Annotated in this window: 18 protein-coding genes; 9 read left to right on the forward strand and 9 right to left on the reverse strand. The window is 50.7% G+C overall.

Features of this window, described 5'->3' with window-relative positions; all coding sequences use genetic code 11:
- Positions 1 to 263: 263 nt before the first annotated feature.
- The 3 genes from IPJ88_05145 to IPJ88_05155 form a co-directional block, all read right to left on the reverse strand.
- On the reverse strand, positions 264 to 1,049 hold the full coding sequence (locus IPJ88_05145; protein ID QQR91121.1) for a prolyl oligopeptidase family serine peptidase: 786 nt from the start codon (positions 1,047 to 1,049) through the stop codon (positions 264 to 266).
- A gap of 82 nt (positions 1,050 to 1,131) precedes the next feature.
- Positions 1,132 to 3,675 carry a glycosyltransferase family 39 protein gene (locus tag IPJ88_05150; protein ID QQR91122.1) on the reverse strand — a complete coding sequence of 848 codons (2,544 nt, stop codon included), beginning with the start codon at positions 3,673 to 3,675 and terminating at the stop codon, positions 1,132 to 1,134.
- A 4-nt stretch (positions 3,676 to 3,679) separates the two neighbouring features.
- Positions 3,680 to 4,453 (reverse strand): chlorite dismutase family protein, encoded by a 774-nt coding sequence (locus tag IPJ88_05155; GenBank protein ID QQR91123.1) that lies wholly within the window; start codon positions 4,451 to 4,453, stop codon positions 3,680 to 3,682.
- 327 nt (positions 4,454 to 4,780) lie between these two features.
- Here IPJ88_05155 and IPJ88_05160 point away from each other — a divergent pair, with 327 nt between their 5' ends.
- Together IPJ88_05160 and IPJ88_05165 are read left to right on the forward strand one after the other, a co-directional pair.
- Positions 4,781 to 5,716 carry a hypothetical protein gene (locus tag IPJ88_05160; GenBank protein ID QQR91124.1) on the forward strand — a complete coding sequence of 312 codons (936 nt, stop codon included), beginning with the start codon at positions 4,781 to 4,783 and terminating at the stop codon, positions 5,714 to 5,716.
- Entirely contained in the window at positions 5,632 to 6,333 is a 702-nt protein-coding gene (locus IPJ88_05165; protein ID QQR91125.1) for a hypothetical protein, read from the forward strand. The genes IPJ88_05160 and IPJ88_05165 overlap by 85 nt, the downstream gene beginning before the upstream one ends.
- 130 nt (positions 6,334 to 6,463) lie before the next feature.
- On the opposite strand, the gene IPJ88_05170 is transcribed toward IPJ88_05165, so the two are convergent.
- Complete coding sequence (locus IPJ88_05170; GenBank protein ID QQR91126.1) at positions 6,464 to 8,671, reverse strand: UvrD-helicase domain-containing protein; 2,208 nt, start codon at positions 8,669 to 8,671, stop codon at positions 6,464 to 6,466.
- Between the two features lie 83 nt (positions 8,672 to 8,754).
- Here IPJ88_05170 and IPJ88_05175 point away from each other — a divergent pair, with 83 nt between their 5' ends.
- The 3 genes from IPJ88_05175 to IPJ88_05185 are packed head-to-tail and all read left to right on the forward strand — an operon-like array spanning position 8,755 to position 10,582.
- Complete coding sequence (locus tag IPJ88_05175; GenBank protein QQR91127.1) at positions 8,755 to 9,474, forward strand: sigma-70 family RNA polymerase sigma factor; 720 nt, start codon at positions 8,755 to 8,757, stop codon at positions 9,472 to 9,474.
- Positions 9,471 to 10,052 carry a hypothetical protein gene (locus IPJ88_05180; GenBank protein QQR91128.1) on the forward strand — a complete coding sequence of 194 codons (582 nt, stop codon included), beginning with the start codon at positions 9,471 to 9,473 and terminating at the stop codon, positions 10,050 to 10,052. The genes IPJ88_05175 and IPJ88_05180 overlap by 4 nt, the downstream gene beginning before the upstream one ends.
- Positions 10,052 to 10,582, forward strand: coding sequence for a hypothetical protein (locus tag IPJ88_05185; protein ID QQR91129.1), 531 nt, complete (start codon positions 10,052 to 10,054; stop codon positions 10,580 to 10,582). Before IPJ88_05180 ends, IPJ88_05185 begins: the two co-directional genes overlap by 1 nt.
- Positions 10,583 to 10,590: 8 nt before the next feature.
- On the opposite strand, the gene IPJ88_05190 is transcribed toward IPJ88_05185, so the two are convergent.
- Positions 10,591 to 11,439, reverse strand: a complete 849-nt coding sequence (locus IPJ88_05190) for a purine-nucleoside phosphorylase (protein ID QQR91967.1) — start codon at positions 11,437 to 11,439, stop codon at positions 10,591 to 10,593.
- 205 nt (positions 11,440 to 11,644) lie between these two features.
- Here IPJ88_05190 and IPJ88_05195 point away from each other — a divergent pair, with 205 nt between their 5' ends.
- The 4 genes from IPJ88_05195 to IPJ88_05210 are packed head-to-tail and all read left to right on the forward strand — an operon-like array spanning position 11,645 to position 14,103.
- Positions 11,645 to 12,571 carry a fatty acid desaturase gene (locus IPJ88_05195; protein QQR91130.1) on the forward strand — a complete coding sequence of 309 codons (927 nt, stop codon included), beginning with the start codon at positions 11,645 to 11,647 and terminating at the stop codon, positions 12,569 to 12,571.
- A 2-nt stretch (positions 12,572 to 12,573) separates the two neighbouring features.
- Positions 12,574 to 12,927: an aromatic amino acid lyase gene (locus tag IPJ88_05200; protein QQR91131.1), complete on the forward strand. Its 354-nt coding sequence runs from the start codon at positions 12,574 to 12,576 to the stop codon at positions 12,925 to 12,927.
- The gene (locus IPJ88_05205; protein QQR91132.1) at positions 12,890 to 13,390 is read left to right on the forward strand and encodes an aromatic amino acid lyase; all 501 of its coding nucleotides are present in this window, start codon (positions 12,890 to 12,892) and stop codon (positions 13,388 to 13,390) included. Before IPJ88_05200 ends, IPJ88_05205 begins: the two co-directional genes overlap by 38 nt.
- Positions 13,387 to 14,103 (forward strand): aromatic amino acid lyase, encoded by a 717-nt coding sequence (locus IPJ88_05210; GenBank protein QQR91133.1) that lies wholly within the window; start codon positions 13,387 to 13,389, stop codon positions 14,101 to 14,103. The genes IPJ88_05205 and IPJ88_05210 overlap by 4 nt, the downstream gene beginning before the upstream one ends.
- A gap of 319 nt (positions 14,104 to 14,422) precedes the next feature.
- On the opposite strand, the gene IPJ88_05215 is transcribed toward IPJ88_05210, so the two are convergent.
- The 4 genes from IPJ88_05215 to IPJ88_05230 all read right to left on the reverse strand — a co-directional run bounded on the left by IPJ88_05215 (position 14,423) and on the right by IPJ88_05230 (position 17,643).
- Complete coding sequence (locus IPJ88_05215) at positions 14,423 to 14,842, reverse strand: hypothetical protein (GenBank protein QQR91134.1); 420 nt, start codon at positions 14,840 to 14,842, stop codon at positions 14,423 to 14,425.
- An 89-nt stretch (positions 14,843 to 14,931) separates the two neighbouring features.
- Positions 14,932 to 16,149 carry a hypothetical protein gene (locus IPJ88_05220; protein QQR91135.1) on the reverse strand — a complete coding sequence of 406 codons (1,218 nt, stop codon included), beginning with the start codon at positions 16,147 to 16,149 and terminating at the stop codon, positions 14,932 to 14,934.
- Entirely contained in the window at positions 16,136 to 16,675 is a 540-nt protein-coding gene (locus IPJ88_05225; protein ID QQR91136.1) for a YceI family protein, read from the reverse strand. Before IPJ88_05225 ends, IPJ88_05220 begins: the two co-directional genes overlap by 14 nt.
- A gap of 146 nt (positions 16,676 to 16,821) precedes the next feature.
- On the reverse strand, positions 16,822 to 17,643 hold the full coding sequence (locus IPJ88_05230) for a CPBP family intramembrane metalloprotease (protein QQR91137.1): 822 nt from the start codon (positions 17,641 to 17,643) through the stop codon (positions 16,822 to 16,824).
- Positions 17,644 to 17,661: the final 18 nt, after the last annotated feature.

The following is a 17,661-nucleotide window of genomic DNA, read 5'->3' on the forward strand; positions in this document are numbered from 1 at the left end:
ACGACAATCCCCTCCCGAGCGCGCTATGCGCGTCGGCTCCCTCCCCTGCGGGCTCGCTTTGCGAGCGGGGTGACTGGGTGGGTAATTTTGGAATTGGTTTGCTCTTTAGCTTTGACTGTTTGTACCGCTGCGTAGCAGCGCTCCAAAGAGGGGAGACACGCGAATCCCCTCCCGAGCGCGCTATGCGCGTCGGCTCCCTCCCCTGCGGGCTCGCGCTGCTCGCGGGGTGGTTGGGTAGGTAATGTTGGAACTGGTTAGGGTGTTTACTTAATTTTTTTGGGGTTTAGCCAGTTGAAGATTGATTTGGTGAAGCTGGGGCTTGGGGTGATGTTGTGGACGCCGTTTGTGATGGTCCAGAGTTGGATGTCGCTCGTAGTGCTGCAATTGTGGTTGTAGAGGCGAGTGAATGTTTCATCGCCCGGGGTGTTGGCGTCAAGATCGAGCTTTGGCCCTTCATCAAAAGTGTTGCCATCACAGCCGGCGCGGTTGGCCCAGCGCACAATGGTTTCTTCGGCGCCAGGAAAGGGGCCATCGCCCACGTAACTTACGAGTTCGTCTTGATCCCCGTGAATATGAAGAGCATGGATGGCGTCTGGATAGGCGCATTGACTCGGATCCGAGAAGCTTGCTCCAGCGTAGCTTACTACTGCAGCAAAGGTGTTTTGCAGTTCACAGACCATACGATAAGCCATAAAGCCACCGTTTGAGTGTCCTACGATATAAATGCGAGATGCATCGATCGTGTAATTGCTTTTAGCTTCCTCAATGACGCTACTTAAATACGCTACATCGTCGACCTTTTTTCCTGAGAGATTGCAGCATTCGTCGGTAGCATTCCAGAACTGAAAACCATTGCTATCTTGCGAGCCTTGCGGTGCAATCATGATAAAACCATATGCTTCAGCTTCCGCGCCGTAGGCGAAGTGGTCGTCTATATTCTCTGCTGTATCGGTGAGTCCATGAAGAAGCAGAAGCAAAGGCGTAGGCACGCTATCATCGTAATCAGAGGGAATGACAACAAGTGCTTCGCTTCGAACGGGTGTTTCCATACTATTGTCATGGCTATGCTCCGAGCAAGCCGATGCCGAAACAAGGACCAAAACAATAACAAGGAGAAGAAAATAGCTGATGTTAGAGTGAGATTTCCAACAGAATGAACTTGTTATTCTCATCAACGGTGGTGATTTCATTAATCGTACGGCTTGCGCCCATCAAGCGCTTAAAATTAGCAAGACGTTCGTGTTGTAGCACAAAAAATGCACGCTGACCTTTGTGCTCTTTGACCCATTTGGTAATGGCTTTGTTATCGAGCTCAATGAAGGCATAGACACGGTTGCCAGTATAGAAATTTTCACCTTTCCAATTCATCTGCCATGCGAGCAGTGGTTCATCGGGGCCACTGCGATGCTCGTAGTATGCTTTGATGAGCTCACGCTGTCCCCAGTGTGGTCCTAAATCAATCAGATAAAGGTCGAGGCCCCACACCGCAAACAAAAAAGCGCAAGAGAAAAAGGCCATCAACATGAGTCGTCGCAAGCGTGTGAACAAAGCGAGACTGATGAGCACTGTACTCAAGATAGCGAAGCCGCTGAGAATGGCACGGTAGTCGAATTGAGTAGGCCACTCGCGCTCGTAACGATAAACAAAAAGCTGAAGCAATCGTTCATAGCCAGCAGGCCGTACGTCAGTGATCCAAGATAGGTCTCGGCCGACAAAGGCAATTAACACAGCCGCCGTGGCGATAGTGGCAATTGCTGCTCTACTCAATGCTGGGGCTCTTTGTTTAAAAACCGAACTGAAGCGATAAGCAAAATAAAAGCTCAAGGTGCCAATGCTAAGCAATAGCGTGCACAGCCACAGTGGCCAGCCATGATCCGGTGTCCATTGCCAGCGGCTCGCGCTTTCGACAGACAGCGGCACGAGACCTCGGGGATCGCCAAAAAAACCCGCGAGGCCAAGCACCAGAGCTGCGACACCGAGGATGCATAACAATATCGAAAGCCAGCGAGTTTCGGCTGAACGATCGGACGAAGCCCACAAACGACTTACGATAAGTCCAACGAGTAAGGCTGCGGGCGGCACAATCGGATATGCGTAGTGGTGAAACTTGGTAATCATTGCGCTAAAGAGCGTGAAGCTTGTCAGTAGCCATAGACCCCAGAGCATCGTGGCATGGGCTTGCTTGTTGTTCTGTTGCTCCAGATGAACAAAGTGCTGCTCTTCGCGGTAAGCTTGGACAACGCTGTAGCCAAGTGCCGCAGGCACAAGCCCAACCCAGGGAAAGAGTCCCACCCCGAGTTGTTCTAGAAAATATTGCATGCTGCCCTTATCGCCATGGACTCCCTGGGCAAGGCGGTTGATATGGTCGTGTACCAACAGGCGATCGGTAAATGCCGCTCCGTGGCGCATGTACATCGCTACAAACCAGGGCGCTCCAATGCACAAGATCAGCAAGATGCCAAGTGCAACATGAATGTGACCGGAGCCCAGCAACGACCAGCGACGGGACACAATAAGATAAAAGAGAGCTGCAAGACCCGGCAGCACGATGCCCGGCAAGCCCTTAGCCATGAACGCGATTGCACAAAACAGGTAAAAGAATAAAAAGAAAAAACTTTGCTTACTCTTTAGCCGACGCGCGAAAAAAAGCGCTGCGGCAAGTGCTACAGCCCAGTACGCTGCCTGCATCACAGGTTGTGCAGCAATGCTTCCAAAGACTGGATGAATGAACTGATGCGCTGGATTGCCGGGAATCGCATCGTTTCCTGCCGAGCCATAAAGAAATGAGTCGTAATGGAAAAAGATACCACCCGATCCCCAAGAAACGTTTCTGGATGCCAGATAGAGAATCTGAGGGAGAACCAGCAGCAGCAAAGAGAATACAAAAAGATGTTTGAGTGAAAAACTAGTTTTCCAAACCCGAAACATCGATAGAGCTTCATTTTCGGGTGTGACAAAGGCCAGGGTCAAAAAGCACATGGCAATCGTCAGATTGCTTACAAGTAGCGAATCCGTAATAGCCTGATGAGAAATCAGGAAAAAATAAGGACAGGTGAGAAGAACAAGCGCACAAAACACCGCAGTGCGTTTTTCCCAAAGACGAGCTACCGTGAAATACACCGCCATGATGGCCGCTGTACTGAAAAGCAAATGCGGAAAACGAATCGCCCATTCTGCGTACGAGGGGTTCGTATCCGGCATAAACCCAGTGCCCCAAAGCTTCATGCTTAGCGCCTCGGTCCAGAAAATCAGAATTGGTTTAGACCAAAACCATTTATCTTGGGCCCACCACAAACTAATCCAGTCGTTTCGGGCGAGGATTTCACGGGCGACCTCACCGTAGTGGGTTTCCCAGGGATCGCTGAGACTATAGAGACCCAAAGCGGGCAGCAGCAGAAGCAGGGTTGCTCCGAAGACAAACCATCCCGGATGATGTACGGGCGGCAAACAAAGCGGATGAGCAGTTGAAGTGCCTTGCTCTTCGGCATCGAGCGTCACAAGTATCGCTCGGGTCAGGCCATAGGCCGACAACAACAAAGCGGGTAAGCCCAGCCAAATCCCAAAGGCTGTGGACTGTTGTTGGGCCATCAACAAAAACAAAACGGTAGCACTCAGAAAAGCCAGCAAGCTTCCTTTTAGTGCAGGACGTCGCATCAACGAAGAGAAATGAGACATATCACTAAGCAAGAGGAGGTTGTTTTTTGCTAGTCCATAGCACACGGCCGACAAAAAAGGGTCCCATTTCTTGGATGAACTCTGATGTTTGTCGTGTTTTACGCATCGATTGAACCACGTGTGACAGCGGATGCAATTCTTTGCCAATTAAGGCAATCACAAAATCGTTGTCGTGTGTATCTAAACCGTGGCAGACAAGACGAATGTCGTGTGCGAGATCTTGGCTGCCGTAGGCGCGGCCAATTCGAGCATGCTCACCAAGAATGCTCATCTGTTCTTTGTGCTCAAGGCGCTCAAAGCTCCCTTTGCGCCTTAAGGGATACCAAATGGCCCAAGGCCACTCGGGATTGGTAGCCGTCTCTTCAGCTCGGTTGATGAGCCAATAGGCCAAGTCTGGCTCGTAACCACTACTGTAAGTGCGTCCGAACATTCCCATCTCCGGGCGTAAACAAAGCTCGTTAAACTCGTTGCGCGCAAAGAGTTCCTGCTTGTTTCGGAAAAGTTCGTTTTCGTCGGTGTGCCAAAGCAAAAGAGCGATCGAGCGCGGATCGTGAAAGTCTTGATAGATCACCGCGCGAGCAGCCATGGCGTTAATTTTTTCACCAAGTTTGGTGACATGGTCTGAAACGGAGCCTGCACCTTGAATTTGAAACACCATCAGTTGCATGAACAAGCGTTTGTTCATGCTTTGCGGCTGGCCATCCTTGGGTGAGCCATGCTCAAAAACGTCAATGGGTTTTGGATCGTTTAGATTTTTTTCGGAACTGTCGCTACTCATCTTGCGCTCTGGTGTACCGCATTCAAAGTTTAAAAAGTAGTACAAGCCTGTGCCGAGATACCGGCTTGTCGTGCGGCGCTATGGCATCGATCTTTGCCTCGCTGTTCTGTCTCTGAAAACTAGACAGATTTGGCATGGATTATGTATTTAAACTGCCAATTGTGGCATTAAATGAAGTTTTTCATGCCAAAGACAGAAAATATTTCGCCTGGAGTTAGCTGGCTAAAACTTTAGAACAAAGAGCACGCTAGGTTCCACGAATGGCTTCTGTTTATACTGAATTGCTTAGTGAAATAGGCGGAATAGTTTTTGCAGCCTTACTGAAGCATGAGGAAGTGTTCGTGGTTCTGGGGGCTGTTTGTGCTCGCCGGCTGTGTTGGCGACGTTTACGGATTAGCAGAGCCGGGCAATGAAAATTCCGTCAGCGGCCCAGCCGAGAATTCCATGTCCGGGGCGGGTTCAACAATGACTGCGGGCTTTGGGACTGCATCGTCAACTGGGCCTGCAGAATTTCCAATTGAGCAATGGCAAGCGCTTGAAACTTTTTATCTATCTCCAGATGGCAGTGATGATAGTGATGGAAGCGCAGAAAATCCTTGGTTTAGTTTTAGTCATGCCATGTCGCACCTTAAACCTGGAAGCCATTTGATTCTGAAAGATGGCGTGTACAAACAGTCGCTTGATGTGACGGTCTCAGGAAGCGAAGAGCATCCGATTGTGATTCGTGCCGAGAACGACGGTGGTGCTGTGATTGATGGTGAAGGCCTGCGGCATACCTTTCAAATGAAAGGCACTGCGGATGCGCCTATGCACGATGCCATTTTCTGGGGATTTTCCGCGGGCAATTCAAATCATCATGTCTTTGATTTGACCTACGTGCAGCGAGTTGTTTTCAAACGCATCACGGGCCATGACGCGGTGCAAGTTGATATGAACCATAACGTCTTTACTTGTGCTTACAATTGCAGCGATGTGTTGGTGGAAGATTCTGCAGCGTGGGGAACCGGGCGAATTCTTTTTCGTACTATGGAAGCACGCGCGGCACCTTTCGGCGGCTTTATGCACGCTATGGCGGCAATAACTACGGCAGTGTTCGTACGGCCATTGCCATGTATGGATCCTCGCACAGTATTGTTGAAAACTGTGTGGTCACCCAAGATCCTTCAGTGCAAGATAGCGTGGAAGGTATCAAGGTCAATCGTCGCGATGGCAACGCCAATGCCGATGGCAATCGTATTGTGGGCAATGTTGTCTATGGACTAAGCAGCGGCCAGGGTCGTGCTTACTTTATTCAAGGCAACGAAAGGATGAAAGATAACTATTTTTCTAATAACGTTTCAATTGGTAATGCTGTAGGCATCTATCAACGCAACGATGAAAACTTACTTGCCGAGTACAACACCATTGTTTCCCCCTCGGAAAAAGGCGTCTTACAATCGGGCTATCCCAATGCGCAAAGCTGCGATTGGCGGCTCGGTGCTCAGATTCAAACAAGCGTCATTTTGGATGCGCCTGTTGGTATATCTCGAAGCAGCAAGTTTTTGGAGTTGCCTGCGAGCTGCCCTACCACAGCGTACGGCAATCTTACGGCCACTGGGAACCACATTGCAGCAAGCGCTGTGAGCGAAAACGTAGAAAATGGCAGTGCTTGCAATCAAAGCCCTGTGTTTGATACAGAGCGCTATGGTTTCGGGGCCTATCTTTTCGCCAATACCTGTTCCGGAAAACAGCTTGGCGCAGAAGTTCTGTACCAACTTCAAGACACCGCCCCTACCGAGCAGTCCCTATGGCCCTGGCCCATGGAAGAACGCATCTTAAATGAGTCCGGCCAAAGCGTCACCTATGCAAGCTCCGGCGGTCTGTGGAAGCAGCTCCCGTAGAAAAGACAGCTGCTGCAATTTTTGCAACAACAGATCGGCTGATGGGCATACGAGAGACTTTGTGTGGAGCTTGTTGCACAACGATCAAAGTATCTCGGCTCTAGCAGCGCCAGTGTTTCTAGAGAGCTGGTTATGCCGGTTCTAAAAAGTTGGCGGCGATTTTTTTCTGGCCCCAGCCGGGGAAGATGACGGTGACTTTTGGAGGAATTCCATCGGTTATGTCGATGACTTTGCCGATGCCAAATTTAGCGTGCTGAACCATCGTGCCTTTGTAACTTTGCGGGCTGTCGAGCTCAACATCGCTGCGGTCAATGTAGCTTTCCCCATGGCTTGCTGTTGAGTTTGGTTGCCAGTCACTCTCTTGTGTTGGATTGAAGTGATGCGGGCGATAGGAAGGTTCAGCTTGGCCGATACGATTGACATCGTCATCCGGAATCTCTTCGGCAAAACGCGACAAAATACCTACGCGTAATTGACCAAAGACGCGGCGTTGTGCTGCATAGCTGAGAAATAAACGCTCTTTGGCGCGCGTGAATGCTACATACGCCAAGCGCCGTTCTTCTTCGAGTTCTTCAGGGTCGGCACCCGGATCGATGCCTTTGAAGGGAAACATGCCTTCTTCCATGCCAGTCGCAAGCACTACGGGAAACTCAAGACCTTTGGCTGAATGCACGGTCATCAATGACAATTTGCTTTGCGCTTGGTCGCCCTGTTTATCGCTTTGCAGCGTGACCAGCTCAAGAAAGTTTTCGAGTGTAGCCTCTTCAGCGTCCCGTTCGAAGTCCATGATCGAGCCCAAAAACTCCTGAACGTTTTGCAGACGTGCATCAGCCTCCGGACTGTCTTCTTCTTTTAACTTATCGGTGTAGGTGATGCGTTCGAGCAAGGTTTCGGCGATGCTCAATGGACCTGCGCCTCCGGCCGCGTTAGCTTGGAGCTCTTTGATCAACGCAACAAAGCCCGTAAGTTTTTTGCGAGGAGCAGCGCTTAGCGTTTCGATCATGTCAAGTTCGCCAAGGCTTTCCCAAACACTTTGTCGTGCTGCATGGGCGTGATCAAGTACACGGTTTAAAGTGGTCTTGCCAATGCCGCGCGCTGGCACGTTGACAATACGCAAAAGGCTGACGTCGTCGCTTGGATTGGCAATCACTCTAAGGTAAGCCAGTAGATCTTTGATTTCAGCGCGCTCGTAAAAACGCATGCCCCCAATGATTTGGTAAGGAATGTTGGATGCGCGTAGGGCTTCTTCAAGCACGCGGCTTTGAGCGTGGATTCGATAAAAGACCACCATATTGGAGAGGTCCATGCCTTCATGTTCAAGCTCACGTACGGCCGAAATCATCATCCGCGCTTCATCACGCTCATCAAGGCAGCGCACCAAAGTAATCTTGGCGCCTTCTTCGTTTTCAGTCCAAAGCGTTTTCGGTTCACGATCGTAGCATCTGGAGATCACAGCATCGGCTGCGCGCAAGATGCGCTGGCTGGAGCGGTAGTTTTGCTCGAGTTTAATCACTCGCGCATCACCAAACACACGTGAGAAATCAAGAATGTTACGTCGATCGGCGCCGCGCCAACGATAGATGCTTTGATCGTCATCGCCCACAACGCACACGTTGCGATGCGCTTCGGCAATGGCTTTAACTAAGCGCAACTGAGCATGGTTGGTGTCTTGAAACTCATCGACAAGCACATGGCCAAATCGCGTTGTAATTTGTTTTAAAAGCGCTTCGTTTCCTTCCAGAGCACGCACAAAACGGTAGATTAAATCGCCAAAATCAAGAGCTCGTGCACGTTGCAAAGCGGCTTCGTAGTGCTCGTAAATTGTTTTGACCTTTTCAGTGTAGTAGTCGCCTGCGTTGATCTCTTGCGGGCTTTTCATTTCTTGTTTAGCGCGGTTGATGTGTCCAGCAACTTGCTTGGGGGCATAACGTCGTTCATCAAGCTGCAAATCCCGAAGCAAGCGTGTAATGAGCGCGCGCTGATCGCTATCATCGTAAATCACAAAATTCGGCTGTACGCCGGTGTGTGGGCTGTAAAAACGCAAAAGCTTTGCGCAAATCGCATGAAAGGTGCCTACCCAGAGCTGTTCGCTGCTACCCGGTAAAAGCTTTTCGATACGCTCCCGCATCTCCGCAGCGGCCTTGTTGGTAAAGGTCACGGCCAAAATATTGTAGGGTCTGACACGATGCATGCTGACCAGGTGTGCAATACGATGTGTGATGACCCGGGTTTTCCCACTACCCGCGCCAGCAAACACCACCAAAGGTCCAGCCCCATGCTCAACGGCTTGTCTTTGGGGCGCATTTAATCCGCTTACATCCACCATCGCGCCCACCATGCCATAGCATTCATCATCGTGCGAGCTCGATTTGTCCGGCTGGAAGCTGGCATCCTCGGAGCATTTCGAGTACTCCTAGGCTCATGAAAACGCTTGAAAAAGCGGTCGGCGCTCAGGACCAACTTTCTTCACAAAGCGTGAATGATTTTACTGCTCGAGCGTCGAAACAGGGTGAAGCAAGCAAGAAAAAGCATCCTGAACACAATCGTGAAGCCGAGCTGCGCTGGGTCGAGCGCGCAAGGGCTGGGGATCATGCAGCTTTTGAAGCCTTGTTCAATCAGTACCGCGGCAGAGCTTACTCGGTGGCCTTGGGCATCCTCAAGCATCCTGAAGATGCCTCGGATGCTGTACAAGAGGCGTTTATCAAAGCCTACAGAAATCTTGGTAGCTTCCAAGGCAACTCGAACTTTTACACCTGGTTTTATCGGATTCTTATGAACCTAGCGATTGACCATACTCGCCGCAGACGCCGGGCCCCCAACGCTCAGTTTGATGAACAGCTGGGTCATAATAGCGAGGCTGTCTCTGGTGCTGCCGCCGATCTGCTTCCTCACATGCAGGATGGCAATCCAGGCTCTGTTTCAGCGCGTCGTGAGCTTCGCGAGAAAATCCAAGCCGCACTTGAGACGCTTTCTGAAGAACATCGTGCGGTTATTTTGCTGCGCGAGATTGAAGGCCTAAGTTACGATGAAATTGCTGAAGCACTGGAGATTCCGAAAGGTACAGTCATGAGTCGGCTCTTTCATGCGCGAAAGAATATGCAGGATGCACTAAGTCCTTACATGAAAGCCGGTGAGCCATGAGCGTCGATGAGCAAACCTTGCAGCAATATTACGATGGCGAACTTCCCGAAGCAGAAATGAAGCGCGTGGAGCAAGTCATTTTAAACGATTCTGCTTTGCAAGCTAAGCTAGAAAGCTACGATGTGCTTGGTGCGATGCTGCGCACTTATGCCGATGAGACCGCTCAAGCTCCTTCGTTTGGTCCCGTGCTGCGGGCCATCCGAAGTACACAAAAGCCCGTTGCGCCAAGCATCCGTAGCCGTGTACTTTCTTGGAAAGAATTTATTTTAGGCAGCGGCATGCGCCTTTTGTTCCCGGCTGGGGCTTTAGCCATGGCCGTCTTGTTGTTTATTTTTATCAAGCAAGATACTGCGGGTGAGCAACAACCCGTTGCTAGCCGATTGCCAAAAGTACAGACACCTGCGTTTATCGCAAAAGCTAAAGATAAAGCAGCAACCGCTTTGGCCAATGCAGGGCGTTCTGAAGTGGTGGAAGTTGATTTTGGAAACAATACCGGAACCGTCATGGACATCGAAGATGTCGATGGAGAGCACATCGCTGTGTTATGGGTAGATGATCCGGAGGAGCAGAGTAATTAATGAAAAAGCGGCACACCGTTATTTGGTTTGGATACCTTATTGCCTTTGTTTTAAGCGCTAGCGTGCATGCCGGTGCCCAAGATAAAGCAAACAACAAAAGCGCAAAGGCAAGCCCGGGCGTCCCTGGTGAGCTTTTGGTGATCGCGGCGTCCGAAAAAGAAGGAAAAATCGATCCAGCGCTTTCTAAAGAACCGGCTCTCAAGCACCGAAGCTTTCAGTTTTATAAATCCATGAAGCTTTTAAGTCGTCCTAAGTTTCAATGTGTTGCCGGCAAAGCAGTCGAGCAAGACTTACCGAACGGCAGACGCATCCGCTTGTTGCTCGATAAAACACTCGAGGATGGACGATACCAAGTGCAGTTTTCCATCAACAAGCCTAATAAAAAAGATTATCTGCGATCGGTACAAGTCATTCTCGCTCCCGGCGTTCCCGTCTTCCAAGCTGGCCAACGCATGCGTGATGACGATTTGATTTTAGGAATTCGCTTGGGCGAACGAAAAGCAAAGAAAGCCGAAACTTCAAAAAAGTAATACGAGCACTAGCGAAGCTCTCGAATGACTCCGAAGAGGAGTTGACCGAAGCGTTCTTTGACGCGGTCGGCGGTTTCTGCAACCTCACCGTGCGATAGGGGCGCGCCGCTGATGCCGGCGGCCATGTTGGTGATGCAAGAGATACCAAGCACAGGCACGCCCATGTGCCGGGCTGCGATCACTTCTTGCACCGTGCTCATGCCCACAGCGTGCGCGCCAAGCTTATCAAACATGCGAATCTCAGCTGGGGTTTCGTAGCATGGGCCAAGGACACCGGCGTATACTCCTCGTCTCAATCGCAAACCAATATCAAGGGCGACTTTTTCCGCGATGGAAGCCAGGTGCGGATCGTAAGCACAGGTCATGTCCGGAAAACGGGTGCCGAGACTTTCGTCGTTGGGACCAGCCAAACAGTTCTTGCCCGTGAAGTTAATGTGATCACTAATGATCATCAGATCACCAGCGCTAAATTGTTCGCTTAGACCACCTGCGGCGTTGGTGACGATAAGTTCTTGTGCGCCAAGCCGAAGCATAAGGCGTACACCGAAGACAACTTCCTGTGGGCTATAGCCCTCGTACAGATGGGAGCGGCCTTGCATGACCACGACCGGAACGGAATCAACTTCGGCAAACACCAGTTGACCGGCATGGCCTGGTACGCGCGCTTCGGGCATGCCAGGAATTTCATCGTAGGCGATGATGGTTTTTTTCCCCGCAATTTGCTCAACAAAGCTTCCTAGGCCCGAGCCTAGAATAAGTGCGACTTTAGGTTGCCCATCGTAATGCTCACGAATCGTTGCACATGCTTCAGTAAGACTCTGACTTAAGGGTCTAGAACGTATTTGGCCTGGTGCCATAGGCTCGAAAATCTCTGCTTGTGTCATGAATTTGTCAAGAATTAGCTTCAGAAGCGGTTTCGCCGACAAAACAAGCTGACTTGAATTGTAAACATTGTTTCTAATTCACAACGTCATTATGTATTTTGTAACGAATTGTAACGTATTGTGCGAAAAATCTCCTTGCTCCTCATCGTATTTACTGCCAAATTTTACCCGGAGTATTGTGGAAGACAGTCGTAAATTACATCGTGCCTCAATAAATCTATTATTTTTAGAATGGCAAACCTGGCTTTTGGCTTTGCTGGTTCATATCGGGTGGGCCTTTGCTACCGTTTATTATTTTGCGATCCCATGGCCTGTGCTTTTCGTGCTCGGTGCTTATCTCGTGGCCTTACACGGTTCGTTTCAGCACGAAACCGTGCATGGTCATCCAACCACTAAAGTCTGGATCAATACCGTAATCGCTTCGTTGCCTCTTGGTTTGCTGGTCCCTTATGGCATTTACCGTGAAAGTCATATGAGGCATCACCGGACGGATAATTTAAGTCATCCAAGTGACGATCCGGAATCGTTTTTTGTTAGGGCATCCGTGTGGGACCGTATGAGCCCTGCTATGCGTGCGTACTATTGGACGCTGCATACGCTTGCGGGCCGGATGCTGCTTGGTCCTATCCACCATACTGTTGTGTTGATCAAACAGGAGCTCCCAAAACTTCTTTCTTTTGAGCGGCGCGCGTGGCGAATCTTCTCGGCGCATCTGATTGCCTCGGGGCTTGTGCTTTATTGGGTGTTAGTGGTTTGCGCGATGCCGCTTTGGCTGTATCTGCTTTGTTTTGTCTACGCTGGCGCGGGCCTTGGGTTGCTGCGCTCTTATCTCGAGCATCAACCAGCGCAACAGCTCAATGAACGTACTGCGATTGTCGATGCTGCATGGCCGTGGTCCATGCTTTTTCTGCACAACAATCTGCATGTTGTGCATCATGAGTTTCCGCACATGCCTTGGTATCAGATTCGTTCGTATTTTAAACGGCATCGCGAGCAGATTCTTGGCCACAATGGTCATTATGCATTTTCAGGATACGGCGAAGTCTTCTGGCGTTTTTCATTTCGGCCTAAAACTTCTCCACGTTTTCCAGATGCCTTAGGTTAAACTTGAGCACTCGCAAATCCACAGAACCGGTCGTTCTCACAGGAGCAAATCTTACTGTGGATGAAGTAGCTCGCGTTGCTCGCCGCGATGCAAAGGTTGAGATCGCAAGTGAAGCGATGCAAGCTGTTCGTGACTCGGAGTCAGCGCTTCGTTCGGTGATGAGCCAAGGCAAAAAACTGTACGGACTTACCACGGGTGTGGGTGCGCTCGATCGAAATGCGATCACGCCGGACATGAACAGAGTGGCGCAGATTAACTTGATACGAAGTCATGCAGCCGGCGTTGGTGCGGCTATGCCCAGTGATCAAGTGCGCGCAAATGCTTACGCGATTAAATATGCTTTGTGTTGGCCTTAGTGGGGTTAGGCCACAGGTGGTAGAGACGTTGGTTCAGTTGCTCAATCGATACGTGATTCCTTATGTGCCTGAAGCAGGATCAGTTGGCGCGAGCGATCTTGCGCCGCTTGCGCATGTGGCGCTAGTGCTTGTGGGCGAAGGCCGAGCTTGGTACAATGACGAGCTTTTGCCGGGCGCTGAGGCGCTAAAGCGCGCCAAGATCCCAGCGTGTGACCTTCAAGGTCGCGATGGTTTTGCGCTAATCAATGGCCTTTCACAAAGCACAGGCATTGGCTCACTTGCCCTGAACGACACGGCACGATTGGTTGCAAATGCAGAGGTAGCGGCTGCGTTAAGTATGTCAGCGCTCGGCTCAAGGCTTGATTCTTTGGACGAGCGCGTATTGCGGGGTAAGCCGCATGCTGGAAGTCTAATTAGCGCGCGTCGTTTACGCCGACTTTTCGAAGTGAAAAAGAAGGAATGAGTCAGCCGTCTAGCGCGCGTTTGCGTGAGCCGCTTTCAACACGCACAACACATCATGTGCTTGGATCAGTTCGCGACGCGCTAAGTCATACAGGCAGAGTTTTGCGCGTTGAGCTCAACGCAAGTGTCGATAACCCACTGGTTGCCGCGGACGGTTGGGTGATCAGCAATGCTGCCAATGTCGACGGTCAGCATCTAGCGCAGGCGTTTGACTCGCTTGTGGTTTCGCTTATTCCAGCGGCGGTGATGAGTGAGCGTCGTACGGCTCGGCTTTTGGATCCCAACCATAACGACGGCTTACCTGCTTTTCTGATTCATCCCGATGCTGAAGCGGGCATTAACAGCGGTCTAATGATTGCTCAATACACGGCAGCTGCGCTTGTCGCAGAACTGCGTGCTCGTACAGGAATTGCAGGCATTCAATCGGTACCGACTTGCAACAACACTGAAGATCACGTTTCCATGTCATCGCTTGCGGCGCGTCAAGTTGCATGGTCTGTGAGTACGGCTGAGATTATCATTGCCATTGAGTTGCTCGTTGCGGCTCAAGCTTGCGATATACGCAAGGCTGATTTATCCAAAGCCCTTCACAAGGTTCATCGTTTAATTCGTAGTGTGGTGCCGGTCATGGTGAACGACCGAGTCCTAGCAGATGATATCGATGCGGTGCTCCAACTAATTCGCAACGGCGACCTAGCCCGCGCCGCCCGTTAATTTGGGTAATTTGGTAATTTGGGGACATGCTTCGTCCAAAATACAGAAATAATTACATGTGTTTACAAACCCGATCGCGGAACCGTTGAGCAAGGGAGACGGTTCCGCGATCGGGTTTCTAACTTCTTGAATTTATATTGTTTATTCCGTGGTAGCATGTCCCCAAGTAGAGAGGCGTAGGGTCCACATGCTCAAACAGTCCTCGCTTCGCTGCGGAGCTGCGCGTGCGAACCCTACGCCTCTTTGCAGGCGTGACAAAAATATCTAGCGTCTAGACCAGTTCGGAGGTCTGTGTCTTTCGAGTAATACGGTCGGAGGGTTAGCGGCTTTTTTTGCGGCGTATTAGGAGGAGGGCTAGGAGTGGTAGGGTGTAAAATAGCTCGGAGGGGAGAGGTGTTTGTGGATGAGACACGGAGCATCCGTATTCGGGTAACTCTGGGCTTGGGGGGAGTTCTCCGCCGTCTTGGGGTACGCTGGGATCGGAGCCTGCTTGCAAATCTTCAATGTCAGGTGTGCCATCACCAGCTGTGTCCACTTCGTCTTGCGCTATGCTGTCGAGCGCTGAGGTGAGAGAATAGGTGTTGTAAGGCACCATGCCCCGGCTTTTAAGTGTCAAAGCAAAGGGCGTGTTTGCTGTATCGCCGCCGCCCTCACCATGTCCGTGGCACAGTGCGCATTCGGGCTCGTAAGGAAGATCCAGATCGTTTTGAATCACACCAGGAAAGTTCGGTGTTGCCATGGCCGTGGGCAAGGCGCAGAAGCACGCGAGGATTGCAAGGATCCCAACAGATGCGATGTGTCGTAACAAGCTGCTATGAAATAATGTTCTCATAAGTACCCGTGCAGTTGAGCGACCAAGGATACAGCATGCGTGCGATCGGCGCCGATGACGTACGATTGATAAACAGTGTCTACACGCAGATCAAGGTGCGAGTAAAAGAACCAATCGATGCCTCCCCAGGCGCTGTAACTTAGCCCGGCTCCAGATGACGGTGCATAAAGCTCTCCGATGCCGATAAAGTGCAGCCCTTGGATGAGTTCGTAGTCGGCTTGAACGAGGTTTGCAATGCCAAGTTGCGTTGTGCTTTTTGATCCTGTGCTTTGATTGTCGCCAATCGCATCAATGAGCAAATCCGATTCGACCGAGAGCACCAGCGGCTGCCATGGCGCATAGCGTACGAACAAACCGTGCGCTTGGCGCAAAAGAGACGTTTGATACCGTGCATCAAGTGCGGAATATGCAGTCAAGCTTGTAAGCCCGGTGGCTAAAGTCGGTGTCCAGGCATATTCAAGGTAGCCGGCGTAGCCTCGCTCGCGAAACTTATCGGGACGCGTTTGGAAGTTCCCGAGCAAGGCCATCAATTCCGTGCGCCAGTGCTCATCGTTGTAAGAAAGAGCAACACCATGGTTTTGCGCGGCGTTGATGTCTGTGCGGGTGATGGAGCGGACAAAAGTGGTATGCTCAATTGAACGAATACCAAAAGGCAGATTAAATCGTCCAGCGCGCAACAGAAATTGATTCTCGGATCCGAGATCCAAACCAAGCCAATGGGCACGCGATACCAGATTCGAGCCGCCATTACTGGTAATCGCTGCGCCTGAAGCGCCGCTTTGCGCGAAACCTATACTGGCGTTGGCACGAAATCGTCCCAATCTGATTTGAGCTAACGCATCGCTTTGCATTAAGAAAGCATCGGATTTTGTCGAACCTTTTTTGGGAAAAACCGAGTAAGCTAGTCCGCGAAATTCTGCTCCAACCAACACACTGCTTGGGAAATCCACCAAACCGAACAAAAGTTCGCCGCCGGGACCCGGGTCTTCCGCGTCTTTGTCGCTGTAGTGGGTTTTTAACAGCAGCTCGCCTTGGGCGCGACCGTATGCGGTCAGTAAGCTTCCACCAGAAGGGTCAGCATGGCAGTTGGCACAATTGGTGTAGCCATGACGTACCATCCAATAATAGGCTTGAGCTTTTCCGGAAAAAGAAGTTAAGGACAACAGCAGCCCAACGAAAAGCCCGAGCTGCGTTAGTTTTTTAGGATTTAGCATCGAAATCAACCTGAACTGTGACTTCAGGCTTTACGGTTACGCCAAGGTACGTTGGTACTTCAATGCCGAAGTCTTTCATATTGAGTTTTAGTTCCCCGTGCACGTGCACTTGTTTGCCATCTGGCGATACAGTGTAGCTGAAGGATTCGCTTTTTGTTTTGCCATGCAAAAAGACTTTGCCCTGTGTTTTGCTTGGCTTGGAAGGCACGTGAATGGAACTTACGGGGACTTCGAGTTTAGCGATGGGATACTTGCCAACTTCCAGGTATTTGTCGCGCATGTGTTTGTCGCGTAGTTCAATACCGGTTTTCAGACTGGTAAGGTGTACTTCGACCTGTAGCGTCTTGCCATCTTCGCTTACGCGAAGTGCATGTGTAACGCCGTTAATCTTCATGCCCATAGGACCGGTGGCGAGAAAGGAAACAGTGGCTTTGTTGACGTCAACCGATCGCGCATGAACAAGGGATGGGACAAGAATGCACAACACCACCCAGGCCATCGTGGCCCTTATTGAATTTGAATTCATTATTCACTCCTGGAACTAAGTTCGTGCGTATTGTGAACGCTAGTTAGATCTACTCTTCTTATTGTGCAATGCAAGAAAACGGATTGCCAGTACTTTTTGCTAAGGCCTGAGCTGTTCCAGGTTTTTGTGATGACGGTTTATCGTAGCTACTTCATTAGAAAGTAAAAACTAAACGCGAATAGCAGTGCACTTGCCGAAAAGAGATCGGGTCGCAGGTGCTGCACGTTTTCACTGACCAGATTGAAGCCCTCAATTGGGATCAGCCGACTTGGCAGCACCAGTGGAGCTGCATTGAAGCTGGCGTGCAAGGTGATGCACGTCCATAGATTCTGTTTGGACAGATACAGCAGTCCAAGCAATATCCCAACGATGGAGGCATAGACCAATTCGATGATGCCCATATGCGCCAAACCAAAGAGCAGAGCGCTGAGAATCACCGCGACCACTTTGCCGTAGCGTGCGTTTAGACCACGAATCATGATGCCCCGAAACAAAACCTCTTCGCTGAGTGGCGCCACAAGGACGATGGCCAAGGTGGTTTCGAAGGCGCCTAGCCAATGGCTTGGATTTAGCATGCGTTGCACAGCGATCTGCTCTTCAATGGATACGGGGAAGATGGTGCGCAAGGCATTGCTCAACTCCGTTAAAGGAAACTGCAATGAAAAGCCAGCCAAGACCGCAAAGATAAGTGTATGAATTTGAGGGTTTTTTTGTAGACCAAGCGATTCCGCTGGCTTGTCGCTCCCAAGCCAGCGTAGGCCGAGGCCTACGGCGACGAGAGCACCGGCAGCCTGCGCGAAGAGAATGTTCAGCGGATCGCGGGTAACCTTGTCCATGGGGATGTGTTGTGCGGCACTATTCGACTCTGCCTGCAAAAAACCAGCAAAAAACATGGTTAAAAAGGCCACACATAGAAAACATAGGCTCAGAGCCGCGGCCTGCCACCAGCGCAATTGTCCTTTTTGCATGCGGGGAAACTATGTTGC

Source organism: Myxococcales bacterium (assembly GCA_016699535.1).
GTDB lineage: Bacteria > Myxococcota_A > Polyangia > Polyangiales.